We start from the raw sequence: 12,159 nt of genomic DNA on the forward strand, positions 1-12,159 counted from the left end.
TCTGGATAGGTGGCCGAGCTATACTTAGGCCATAGAAAAATCAATGAGTTGGAAGAAGTGAAGCGCATCAGATAATATTGTTGAACGCGCAGGATGTTCATTGAATATCAGGACACGCAGTCCAATCACTGTTATGGCGCAGGGCAAAATTTAACTAAGTGAACTAGATGAGTAATAAAGTGAAAGTAGCCCTAAAATGGCTCAAAGGGCTTTTGGATGCTGAGAGTGTTGAATATCAAATTGTCGGTGGTTTAGCTGCAACGATTCATGGTGGAAGTCGTGACGTCGCAGACATAGACCTTTATATCCACAACTCTGACGCCAACAAGGTTTTGGCTCGCGTATCGCAATTCATCTCTAAACCGTTAACCCGTTATACTGAATACGGTTGGGATCTAGAGTATTTCCAGCTGGTATACCAAAATCAAAAAATTGAAATCGGTCTATCTCAAAATACGAAGATACAATCGGCTCTAGATGGCTCTTGGCATCAGCTCGAAATTCACTTTTCTGAGTCAGTACTCAAACACTACCAAGGTATCGAATTACCAGTTATTCCAGTTCATCATCTAGTTGAGTACAAGCGAATATTGGGTAGGGACGTCGATCTAATTGACATACAAGAGCTAACGTTGACTTCAGCGCCATAACAAAGCGTTTAAGACAGATTCGCAACGCTTGGCAATTTTGGTTTGAATGAGCTTTAGTGTTTACGGCACATGGTTTAGGTAGGTGGCAGCGTTGCTCACTACTTAACGCGGCGTTGGGCGGCTTGAAATTTCGGCAATGAACTGAACCCCTGGAGACCTCATGTCAGACATCGAAGCGCCAAAGGTTTTCATCTCGTACTCCCACGACAGCGAGTTGCATAAGTCTTGGGTAGAAAGCTTGGCCGGCCGGCTGGTGAAGAATGGCGTGGATGTGGTTCTCGACCAATGGGATTTACGCCTTGGCGCAGACCTGCCGTTGTTCATGGAACATGGCCTCTCCGACGCCAAGCGAGTGTTGGCGGTGTGCACAGCTAGATACCTAGAGAAAGCAAACTTGGGCCAAGGCGGTGTTGGCTACGAGCGAATGATTCTTACATCGAGTCTGATGAAGGACATTTCGAGTGACCGAATTATTCCGATCATCCGCGACAACTCCCTAGACGAACCAACCCCAACATTTCTTTCAACTCGGCGCTACATTGATTTTCGCGACAACGCTCATTACGAGGAGCGCTACGCCGAACTCATACGAGATATTCATGGTGTTCGGATCAAGCCTCGACCCGCGCTGGGTCCGAATCCATTTGCTGAGACCCAGGTGAAAATTGAACCAGCGGTGTCATTCTCACCGGCCAGATATGCCTCGGCGGCGATGTCTGGCGTTGTCGAGTTCGACTATTCCAATAACAACGGGTGCTTTGCTGTCGGAGAGGGCGACTATCGCTTTGTTCTCATGTGGGGCGGAGGAAGCTCAGACTCAATCTATGCGTACAGCGACGCGGTGAACACAGTTGCGCTTGCCGAGGACGTCCAAGAGATTTCAGACATTGAGGATGCGTCGTTGTATGACACATCATCACGAGTGCGCCGACCCTACATCGGTGACATCGTGGTCTGGAGAAATCAAACGGGTTACTACGCGGCAACCAAGCTGGAGCACGTTGAGGCACGAGGGTATGGCTCGAAGAAATACGCTCTTCGTTTTAGCTATGTAATCGCGCCAAACAAAACGAGTAGCTTCAAAGATGCCCACTCGTAGCGTGGGTGCCGCGTCGCCCAACAAATCGCTGCAGGTGACGTTTGACCCGCCACCATTTTTGCTTCCGCAAAAACGGGCGTCGCCTCAAACGCACCTGAGCTCAGGCGTTGAGGCTGTAGCAAAAGTCCATGTGCTTCAGATGGTCGCGCTCGTACGCGAAATCTGGTCGAGCTTCTGATGAGAACTGGTCTGGATTTTACGAGAGAGCACGAAAATCAGTGCAAAAATTGAGCAATTCGAGGCTTTTGAAAAGCGCGTGCCTTTTGCTACAGCCTCGTTAGGCGGTAAGGAGATCAAGTGACACCTATTCGAAAACTAGATTCAGATTTAATAAATTCGGTAGCTAGAATTGCACCTGAGAAAATGGATGAATTGGACTCTTTTCAGCTTCAGCATGATCCGTGCGCTGTATTTACGAATGACAAGAAGTTTAGCTTCAGGGTTAACACTGAATCGAAAGAAATTAAGTTGCCCACAGTGGCCTTAGAATATTTGTGGTGTGCTTGCTATGCCTTTTACGTGCTCTGTCAAGAGTACACTGCGGCAAACCAAGATAATGCAATACAGTTCGATGCAAACGGTACAGACAGATCGCGAACAGCTATGTCTGTATATCGGTGGGGTATAGAGCAGCTAAGCAAAAATCCGAGTGAAGAGTGGCCTTCTCATCTTCCGGCTCCGGTAGCAAACACGACCAATTCAAATTGCGATATTAAAGTTGCAAATGAGCTATATCTTTGCTCTGCATCGTGGATAATCCACCATGAACTCGCGCACATATATTGTGGCCACAAAAATGAGCCTATCAATGATGAAGAATCTCGTGCTCAAGAAAAGGAAGCAGATGATTCAGCCACAAAGTGGATTCTTGAAGGTGTTTCTGATGAAACCGTTCTAAAGAAAAGGGGGTTAGGAATAGTGATTGCGGCCCTCGTCATTACGACGCAAGACATACTAGCTGGTGAGTTTAGGGAAACAACCCATCCAAGATCGTTCAATCGTCTATATGGCATTCTTGATAATTATTTTCAAAATCCGTATCATCTTGTTTATGCCTTTAGTGTCGTTATATGTCATATAAATATGACAGTCGCCGGCATGGATATCGATATAGACGATGAAGAAACATGGAAGGGGAGCCTGGAAACATGTTTAGTACAATTCAGTCGCCTAGCAAGCGGCTGCTAGGGACTGCATTACGCTGCGCTCCATGCAGCCCCAGAGCCGAGCGTTATGCATTAAGGAGTGTACGGTGCTGAAGCCTGTAATACAGGAAGAAACCACAGGATGCGGAATTGCGTCTGTTGCCAACATTCTGGGCAAGAGCTATTCGGAAATGAAAGCAACGGCAAATGCTATGGGTATTCATGCTGAAGATAACTCGCTTTGGTCTGATACCCAGTATGTAAGGAAAATGTTATCCCATGCTGGAGTCGAGACGTCTTCCGATGAAATCCCTTTTGGATCTTGGAGTACACTGCCCGATCTGGCATTGCTGTCCATCAAGCATCACCAGGAAGGTGGAAAAAATTTCTGGCACTGGGTCGTTTTCAAGCGTGTAGGTGGTAAGGGTTTTGTTCTGGATTCAGCAAGCTACCTGCCATCTAATATTCGAACGGACTTCAATGAAATGCAGCCAAAGTGGTTCATCGAGGTCAAGAATGCATAACAAGGCGCGTCACTCGCTCCCTTCGGTCGCTGGGACGTCAACCCGCTGCGCGGCTCGCCGCCCGTGTGCTTTGCGTTAACGTCTTAGTAACCACAGGAGGAAATAGGAATGAAAATGAATCCGCAAGGTTTTGTCGCTATGAAAGGCGCCAAGCCCATCCCTATGTTGACAGCATATACCTGCCCGGTTGCCAGAAGTATCGAGGAAGCTCAGGTTCCGGTGATTCTTGTTGGTGACACAGTCGGGATGGTTGAAATGGGCTTTGATAGCACTCGAGATGTCACCATAGAACATATGGAATACCACATAGGTGCTGTGCGCCGTGGTGCGAAGAATACCCACATTATTGGTGATCTACCTTACGGAACAGATGTAGATCCGGAAACAGCATTTACGAACGCTCGGCGGCTTATCCAAGCGGGCGCAGACAGCGTGAAGCTGGAAGGCCCCAACATCCAGGTCATCCAGCACTTGGTGAAGCACAATATTCCTGTCGTAGGTCATACTGGTTTGCTTCCCCAGACCGCCAAAAACTTCAAGCAAGTCGGCCAGTCCAGCAAGGAAGCAAAGCGAATCATGAATGAAACTCAAGCAATACAGAATGCTGGTGCATTCATGGTGGTGCTTGAACATATCCCTTATTCGCTAGCAGGCGAAATCACCAGGGTTTTGTCTATTCCCACTATTGGCATTGGTGCTGGGCCGGATTGTGATGGGCAAGTCCTTGTGATCAATGACGCATTGGGGCTCGGCGACTACTGGCCTCCATTTTCAAAGCAGTATACGTATGTCAGCAAAACCGTTCTGAAGGTGGCGACGGAGTTTTCGGAGGAAGTCAGGTCAATGAGATTTCCGAGCAACATCATCCAATTCACTGGTACCGACAGAAGTTAGCAAGGCCATTGAAGTTGTTCTGGCCCGTTGGCCACTTCACCGGACGGGCTTTCAGCCGCCGCTTATGGCTGGCGTTAACTCTCAGAGAGAGGGCGGGTTACTCTTTGGATTAAAAGGGGCGTTTATGTTAGTGGCGGTATCAATTGGCAGTAACCTGGGAGATAGGGAAACTAACATATTGCTCGCATGCCAAGAGATAAAAAATTGTGTGAGCCGGATGAGTTTGTTGTTAGTCCAATTTATAGCACAAGCGCTGTCGGATATGTTGACGATCCTGATTTTCTTAACTTAGCCTTACTGTTTAAAACTTACTTTGAGCCAGAGGCTTTACTAAACCAGCTACTCATGATTGAAGAAAAATACGGAAGAGTTCGCTCATATAGGAATGCGCCTAGAACGCTAGATATTGATTTGATTTTGTACGGTAGTGAAATAATTAAATCTATAATCCTTACCGTTCCTCACCCTAGGTTTCATGAAAGGCTTTTTGTCCTTGTTCCTTTAAATGATATAGGTTCTAATTTAACTCATCCAGAGTTAAAGGTTACTATTGAGGAACTATTGAGCCGGAGATTAGAAGGCGATAGTTCTTCAAAATACATACAACCATAAGCTAAGTTAATTTAAAGGTAGCTTTATATAAGGTATTTATTTTTTATCGAGCCAGATATCTCTCAATTCAGGTGCGGTTAATTTTAGGATACAGGCTATGAAAAATAATTAATACGACTTAATGAGAATGAAAGGAGACTGTGCTATTTCAATGCTTACAGATTGCACTTGTCCAGTCGCAAGAGGTATTGAAGAAGCCGGTGTTCCAGTAATACTAGTAGAGAATGCTGTCGGGATGGTGGAAATGAGGTTTGAACAGTTAACAAAACGCAGCAATTCGCGGTCTTCGGCCGCCGGACGCTCGTAAAACTCGCGCCGCTGTGATTTGCGTTAGGCTAAATAATCGGATACCCCCTTCATGCTCAAAGTAATTGCTCAAGACTTCATCAAGCCGGAACACATTGAGGACGTCATGCCTCTATATCGAGAGCTTGTGAAAAAAACCAAAGAAGAACCGCTGTGTGTGTCTTACGATCTCCACATCAACCAGAAAGACCCGGGGCACTTCGTGTTCATAGAGGAGTGGCCTGATCGTGCAGCTTTGGACGCGCACTGCGACACCGAGCACTTCAAAAGGCTGGTGCCGCAGATAGATCAGTATCAGAGATCACCTGGAACCTTCCTGCTTATGGATGTATTCCAGTAATTTAGCCTAACAATTCATTCAAGCCGATGCCGCTTCGCGGCACGGCTTAATTCAGGTGTTAGACAGGGGAGAAACAAGAAATGCCGAATGTTCCGACGTTCATCAAGCCGTCTCGGACTATGGACGAGGTCCAACCGCTGTCACAGGCCGTCACAATCTTGAACAGCTTGCGTGGCGTCGAAACATCGGTGGTTCTTGACCTGAATATCCTAAACATGATGCGCAGTGTGATGTCGGGGGACAGCACACTGGACGAAGAGAATCTCTCTGGCCTCGTCGATTTCTTCAACAGCAATCTCGTTTGCATCACGCCGGGCTTCGCGTTCAGAGAAGCTGACAAGGAGTATGTCGCGGGACTCCGTGCTGACTACGAGAAGTTTATGTCGTGGTATTGTCCCGGATACATCGACACTCCTAACTGCACGCACGATTTCGGGAAACGAGCTAGGAGCAGAGAGTTCAAGAGGCTTGGCCGAGGCGACCGATACACTCTCGTAATAATGTACACGGCCATGTTGGCGATCCAAGTGATCAGCAAGGAGCCCCAGGGGGCGTCGCCGGAGCAAAAGTTCTCGGCATACTTGGATTTCATGAGAACCGACGCAGATATGGTTTCTGCCATTGAGGCTGAGGTGGCCAAGTACTTCTTCTTCGACAGAACCCGCGTCAGAGACGAGTCCTTCAGGTCTCGATGCAAAATAATACGCGACAACTTCAATAAAGGTGGAAAAGGGCGTGGTCGGCTGCAGTACACGTTGAACTACGCGAGAGATTTGGCCTATTACCGCTTCACAGCGCTTCAGGATGGCAAGCCGTTAGATGGCGTCGTTCAGGACTGTTGGCTCGTGACCGCTGATCAAGCTCTTATAGAAATCGCGAAGTCGATTTACTTCTATCCTTGCGAGGGTGAGGCCGCGAAGTTTGTTGCGCTAGCGCGTAACGAGGAGCAAGAGCGCAGTGATTACTGGACATACTGTGACGAACTTTTTCAAAGCGCCGTGGTAAGGCGGCAGAGGTCGGGGAAATCTCTCGCCCGGATGACGAAGAAGTCTTGGAAAAAGTTGTTTTCATCCCAGCGCCGCCTCGAAAATAAGGTCCTCGAATATTGGCCTGCAGAAGAAAATGTCTAACAAAGTCATGGAGCGCGACGGCTGCTTCGCAGCCGCGGCTCATGGCTGGCGTTAGAAGCAGTCAGCACCCAATCAAGGAGAAATAATAACCGTGAACCAAGATTGGTTTGAAATGAAGGATATCCGCCGAAAAAGCTTTGCTAGGTCGGTATGGATACCGTTGAGAGCCGTTCTTCACAATGAGAAGCAAGGAAGGTACGGTTACGACGGTTACAAAGAAGATTTCTTCGGAACAGGGTCAGTCGCGATACCAGTTGATAAAATTGATGCAGCGAAGAAATTGGGTTGGATGGATATTGGGATCAGCCATGAGCACTCGGGATGGATTGAAGACGGAGTATATATTCCAGCAGAGGTGTATAAAGATTACGGAGAAGAATTTGAAGGGATACATCTCGTCTTAGAGCAAAGGACCCATGATGACAGCCCTAATATATGGCATCTCAATCAAGATCTGATCATAACTTTGGGTTTGGTCCGAGAGGGGGATTCCTGGGTTTGCCCGAAAGATGGGTATATTGAAGTTGCGCGATTAAAAGCTTTGGGTAATAATGACCCCGCATTGATAGAAATAAAATCTCAATATCTAAAAGATTACCTTTGTGCTAGGGGATTAGCACTATATATGACCCATTATTACAATCGAGATATTATATGTGATGACGCCTCTCACATTTCATGGAATGAAGGGCGTAGTCAAGAGAGCAACGAACAAGACCGCTGGGAAGGAATTGTCAGTGAAATACATGAAGGTGGCCACCCGTTTGGTGAGAAGATGGCCGTTTTTCATGTTTCTAGAACAGATGTTGATGAATCTGATGATGTGCCAGACATATCAGGTATTCCCACTGATGAAAATACTCATGGCGAATCATGGGAGAAGGGGTTTGAAGGTCGGAAATTGTACAGAATATCCGGAGAGCTTTGGCGAAACGAAATCATAATGCCGGGGGTTATAAGTCCCAAAGTTCGTGGCGACGAAGTTGAGCCTACAGTATTTTTTATTGTAGATGCAGAAGGAAACAAGAGTTGTGGCCGCGACTTAGTTGATTCTGGGAAATGGCTTTGGTTCAAGCCAGAACTGGTGATGGCGCTGTACCATAGAAGAGGTGGCCACCTTTCTTTCTATACAGCACAAACGGGTAAGGTTTCTGGTAGTTATGGCTATGGGGTTCACTTTGGTGTCAATGAATTGGGCTTGATAAACGTCTATGCAAAAGACGTTGGGTTATTACCAGAATGGCAACAACAAATATGGTCGGGCTACAACGTCGCGCCGGAAGGGGGTGTCTCTGCCGAGCTGCTTGCATCTCAGGTAAGGGCAGAGCCAGCTGATACCCAAGCGCCAGAAGAGTTCCTATCGAAAGGTATTGAAGAGGTTAACAAGCTATCTCAGGAAAAGCTAGGCATTAAGGTCTTCCAAGAACACGAAGCTATTCCTGAGCTTATGAAAAAGACGCATAGGTTTCGCGCTATCGATGAAGCGTCATTCTTTGCCTTGGCTAAAGATTTGGCACGTTTGACCGCTGACAGCCTTGATGCTCAAGCCATGCAAAGCATTGTTCCTCCTCCGAAGGGGCAAAAATGGGGCTCTCTAAAGTCATTAGAAAATATTCTGGCCTCAAAATATGACAGAAAACTCGTTCGGAAAATGACCGCACCACTAGTGGGTGTTTACGAACTAAGACATGCAGATGCTCATCTCCCAAGTAGAAAAATTGAGGACGCCTTCAGTCTCATTGAAATAGATAGAGATTTACCCTTTGTTCATCAGGGCTTTCAAATGCTCCATTATGTAGTTTCTAGCCTTTACGGGGTTGTAGAGGGGCTACGAAGGTGGGAGTAAAAGCTTCTAATCACTGTTAGCCATAAACCTGCTATTCGCACTAGGGAAGCCGTTGGCATGAGTGACGAGAAAATCGGGTTGGTCTTCCAAACCGTCAAGGAGTCCCGCGGGCCGCACATGTTTGTGCAGTACACCCCGGCGAGCGAGAACATGCCTTTCGCATCCCTAGTGTTGGTCTATACGGAGGAGGTTGATCTCCAAGAGGTGGCGAAAAAGATAGAAGAGGAGGCTAGGATGTGGTTTGGCCGCTATCCAGTGCCGCTCGTCGCATATGCGGTCGGTGAGGACGATGATGCCCTGGATATCTCGGGTGGTGAGGGGAAGCGTGACCTCCTGGTCTTCTCCATAGACGGGGAGCTCGTCTTTGAGTGGGGACGCTTGGGCGAGTTCAAAATGCCGCTGTTCTCTACGGACCCGCAAACGCTGCTAAGCGCTTATAGGTCCTTGCCCCATAGTACGCTAGCCCAACGGAAAGCCCGTACGCGGACAAAAGCGCTTGAGCAGCGGGCGGGTATCAGGCTACTCCTCGGCATTCTGTTTGTGCGAAGAGCGGTGGTTCCTGCCGTAATTGCGCTTGCTTTCTATCTACATCCTGTTTTGGGCTTTCTCGGTCTGCTTGGAGCTCTTGCTGATGCTGCTGTTGGAGGCTTGAGGGTGTTGGGCTATCTCCCGAAAAGCAAACGGGAGCTTGCTGAGGAGGAAAGGCGCCGCAGGATGGAACATCATGATTACCACTGTCGCCTCAATCCAACTGGCTTCGCGGTGCTCAAGGCCGAGAACCTTGGCGCGAGCCTCCGCGAAGACACCCGCGAAGAGGCGAGGCGACTCCACGATGAAGCAAGCGGCTAACAGGTTGCTGCAGCCGACGGCTTCGGCGCGGCTGAGCTTTAGCGTTGGGCGGCCAGATTCGCTCATGGCGCTGGCAACTAGTTCTCTAGCGGGATCATATGCAGTATTTCTACGGCAGCTATTACAAGTACAGGGTTTGCGGAAAGCGTGGCTCAGCACAAAGGGAGCATCTCGCCAGGCTCATCACGAACCGCGAAATGATGTTCTCGTCGCCTAGCCGCTTCAACGACCCTTACGACTGCCATCCGATCTTCGTCACCGGAGAGCCCGCTGAGGACCGCGCGCGCATTGCGCGTGCGCGGAGGGAGGGGCATGCCCGCGCGGCGCATCCGGCACAGCTGAAGCCGACAAAAGGCCAAGAGAGTCAGCACGTATCAAGGGTCATGGCGCAGCTCAGTACCCACGAAGGCGCTGCAGCTCATTTCAAGCCGTTCTTGGATAGAGGTACTGGCGTTTTCTGCATGTCGAAGGACTGGCGCCTACTCACCCAGTGGGCGTACTACGCCGATTACGGTAAAGGGCTCTGCCTCGAGTACGAAGTTGAGCCTAAGAGTGGCTTCGACCGTGTGTTTGAGGTGGAGTACCAAATTCAGCGCCCGCAAGTTCATGTAGCTCGTCTACTCGATGATGACGAGTATCGCGCGCAGGCCCTATTTGCAGCGGTGATCACGAAGGCATCCGACTGGGCACATAAGCAAGAGGTACGGGCGCTGAGCGAAGAGCCGGGGGTGATCGTTCATCCGCCGGGGATGCTGACGTCCATCTTGGTAGGCGCAGCAGCGAGCGAAGACGACATCACGTGGCTGGCCGAATTGCTGCGCGAGCACCGGTTGAAGATTCCCCTTTACCTGGCGCGCTTGAGCAGCGAGTCGTACAGCCTTGAGCGCGTACCTATCTGGTGCTAGAGCGTCAAGTGTGTACCGTTCCGGCAAGCATGTGCTTGCCGCGCGTACCAAAAGACGGAAGCCCAACATCACGCTGGAGCCGAAACGCCCGCAGCTTAACCCCCCGCTGGGCGGTGAGGACAGGATGGATCTACTAAATATCATCAAGTCGAAGGTGCAGATTTTTCAGGGGACTGGATCTCAACAAGGTTTGGAGGCTGTCGTTCATCACATCGAGATCGCAGAGAGCCACTTCGGACAGAGCAAGAACCTTGGCGAGCATTTGTACACAGATGTTATATATCGCTCAAACCAAGCGTTTGAAGGGGCCCTGAAGGAGGCCTACCGTGTCCTTAAGGGTGAGGATCCATCCAAACTTAGCCCGTACAAGATCGAGAAGCACCTTGAATCCGAGGGGATCCTGAAGGAGCGGGTTCTCAGCCAGCTGACAAACTACCGGACAGAGTGGCGAAACAAGTCCACGCACGATTATCAGCTTTTCTTCTCGTCGCAGGAAGCAATGCTCGCCATAGTGAGCGTTTCGGCCTTCTTCTCCATACTGCTAGATCAAATGATGGAAAAGCACTTCTATGAGACCGAGAAGGCTCGCCTCAGCAAGGTTGCAAAGTCCTTGTTCGAGGATGTACCGGACTATGGGTCGATGGAATTCATCCAGCAGTGTGTTGAGCTAGTCACTCACTTCGGAACAGAGCTTCAACGCGACAAGCCGGACCGGTCGCAGTTGAAGGAGCAAGAGCTTCTTGGGAAGCTCTCGGGTTTCATAGCCGCTTCCGACCCGCAGATTCGGATATCTACGGAAAAACCGATAAATTATGCGTCCGGCCGCCTACGCGTCGATATGCTCTTGGAAAAGGGTGATGACGCTGTGATTCTTGAACTGAAGAACTCGCCACATGAGTGGAGGCGTCGGGCACGAGAAGGCGTAGAGCAGCTTAGGCATTATCTGATAGCGTCAGAGCTGTCACACGGTATAGTCTTTATTCCTGCGCTTAGGCCTGGGTGGAAGCACACCGTAAACGAACAATCAATTGATGCCCCGCACGGGAAGCTGCATATTGCGGTGGTCGCTCCAGACAAGGAGTGACCGAAGATGGCACAACAAGTCCATCGAGCGGACCGTCAAAAAGCTGGCGCTTTTCGCCCGCCGATCATGTCCGGCGTTACAAACTTAATTTGGAACCCCTGTGAACACTCCCCTAATAAAGGATTTTGTTAAAGATTCCGTGCTCCCCATTCTTCCAATCATTGAAGAGATGAAGCCTTGGGAAGCGATATCAGAAATAGAAGCTGTCATTAAATCCCTGATGGAGACTTTGGATATTTCTGAATATTATTTCAAGAACAATCAAGCTGTGCATAAAAGCGCAATTATTGAAGAAACCGCTCAGCTAAAGGGTCCGATGGTTATTGGCCCTTCGTGTTTTGTGTCAAATGGGAGTTTGTTGCGTGGAGGCGTTATGTTAGACTCAAATTGTATTGTTGGGCATTGTGGAGAGCTAAAAACCTCAATAATGATAGCAGGAAGTAAAATTGCTCACCTTAATTTTGTGGGGGGATAGCATAATAGGAAACAGTGCTAACGTGGAAGCTGGTGCTGTAATAGCGAACTATAGGAATGAATTAGAGAATAAGGAGATATATGTCAATTATAATGACCAAGCAATTGCAACTGGTGTTGAAAAATTTGGTGCGATCCTAGGAGACAATTCTCGAATTGGCGCAAATGCTGTTATAGCGCCAGGATCAATGTTTGTAGAGCGTAGCATTGTAAAAAGGGGGATGGCTGTTGATCAATACGAACAAATAAAATTGTAACAATACGCACCAGTTAACGCTATCTTGGATGGAATGTCTTACGC

General features: G+C 48.8%; 14 protein-coding genes. All 14 read left to right on the forward strand.

Annotation, left to right across the window (positions count from 1 at the left end; genetic code table 11):
• Window positions 1–167 precede the first annotated feature (167 nt).
• The 14 genes from HOP51_RS04155 to HOP51_RS04220 all read left to right on the forward strand — a co-directional run bounded on the left by HOP51_RS04155 (window position 168) and on the right by HOP51_RS04220 (window position 12,115).
• Window positions 168–650 carry a MazG-related protein gene (locus HOP51_RS04155; protein WP_234272700.1) on the forward strand — a complete coding sequence of 161 codons (483 nt, stop codon included), beginning with the start codon at window positions 168–170 and terminating at the stop codon, window positions 648–650.
• A 160-nt stretch (window positions 651–810) separates the two neighbouring features.
• Window positions 811–1,749: a toll/interleukin-1 receptor domain-containing protein gene (locus HOP51_RS04160; RefSeq protein ID WP_234272701.1), complete on the forward strand. Its 939-nt coding sequence runs from the start codon at window positions 811–813 to the stop codon at window positions 1,747–1,749.
• 297 nt (window positions 1,750–2,046) lie between these two features.
• Entirely contained in the window at window positions 2,047–2,937 is an 891-nt protein-coding gene (locus tag HOP51_RS04165; RefSeq protein WP_234272702.1) for a phage exclusion protein Lit family protein, read from the forward strand.
• Between the two features lie 64 nt (window positions 2,938–3,001).
• Window positions 3,002–3,418 (forward strand): hypothetical protein, encoded by a 417-nt coding sequence (locus HOP51_RS04170; RefSeq protein WP_234272703.1) that lies wholly within the window; start codon window positions 3,002–3,004, stop codon window positions 3,416–3,418.
• A gap of 108 nt (window positions 3,419–3,526) precedes the next feature.
• Window positions 3,527–4,312: a 3-methyl-2-oxobutanoate hydroxymethyltransferase gene (gene panB, locus HOP51_RS04175; protein WP_234272704.1), complete on the forward strand. Its 786-nt coding sequence runs from the start codon at window positions 3,527–3,529 to the stop codon at window positions 4,310–4,312.
• A gap of 186 nt (window positions 4,313–4,498) precedes the next feature.
• Window positions 4,499–4,924, forward strand: a complete 426-nt coding sequence (folK, locus tag HOP51_RS04180) for a 2-amino-4-hydroxy-6-hydroxymethyldihydropteridine diphosphokinase (RefSeq protein WP_234272705.1) — start codon at window positions 4,499–4,501, stop codon at window positions 4,922–4,924.
• Between the two features lie 358 nt (window positions 4,925–5,282).
• Window positions 5,283–5,570: a putative quinol monooxygenase gene (locus HOP51_RS04185; RefSeq protein WP_234272706.1), complete on the forward strand. Its 288-nt coding sequence runs from the start codon at window positions 5,283–5,285 to the stop codon at window positions 5,568–5,570.
• 80 nt (window positions 5,571–5,650) lie between these two features.
• Window positions 5,651–6,700 (forward strand): hypothetical protein, encoded by a 1,050-nt coding sequence (locus HOP51_RS04190; RefSeq protein WP_234272707.1) that lies wholly within the window; start codon window positions 5,651–5,653, stop codon window positions 6,698–6,700.
• Window positions 6,701–6,791: 91 nt separating this feature from the next.
• Entirely contained in the window at window positions 6,792–8,546 is a 1,755-nt protein-coding gene (locus tag HOP51_RS04195) for a hypothetical protein (RefSeq protein WP_234272708.1), read from the forward strand.
• A 57-nt stretch (window positions 8,547–8,603) separates the two neighbouring features.
• Window positions 8,604–9,395, forward strand: a complete 792-nt coding sequence (locus HOP51_RS04200; RefSeq protein WP_234272709.1) for a hypothetical protein — start codon at window positions 8,604–8,606, stop codon at window positions 9,393–9,395.
• A gap of 98 nt (window positions 9,396–9,493) precedes the next feature.
• On the forward strand, window positions 9,494–10,300 hold the full coding sequence (locus HOP51_RS04205) for a DUF2971 domain-containing protein (RefSeq protein ID WP_234272710.1): 807 nt from the start codon (window positions 9,494–9,496) through the stop codon (window positions 10,298–10,300).
• 124 nt (window positions 10,301–10,424) lie between these two features.
• Complete coding sequence (locus HOP51_RS04210) at window positions 10,425–11,384, forward strand: hypothetical protein (RefSeq protein WP_234272711.1); 960 nt, start codon at window positions 10,425–10,427, stop codon at window positions 11,382–11,384.
• Between the two features lie 100 nt (window positions 11,385–11,484).
• Complete coding sequence (locus tag HOP51_RS04215) at window positions 11,485–11,859, forward strand: LbetaH domain-containing protein (protein ID WP_234272712.1); 375 nt, start codon at window positions 11,485–11,487, stop codon at window positions 11,857–11,859.
• Window positions 11,860–11,881: 22 nt separating this feature from the next.
• Window positions 11,882–12,115 carry an LbetaH domain-containing protein gene (locus tag HOP51_RS04220; RefSeq protein ID WP_234272713.1) on the forward strand — a complete coding sequence of 78 codons (234 nt, stop codon included), beginning with the start codon at window positions 11,882–11,884 and terminating at the stop codon, window positions 12,113–12,115.
• Window positions 12,116–12,159: the final 44 nt, after the last annotated feature.

Origin of the sequence: Billgrantia zhangzhouensis, assembly GCF_021404465.1 — a bacterium.
Classification (GTDB): Bacteria; Pseudomonadota; Gammaproteobacteria; order Pseudomonadales; family Halomonadaceae; genus Halomonas; species Halomonas zhangzhouensis.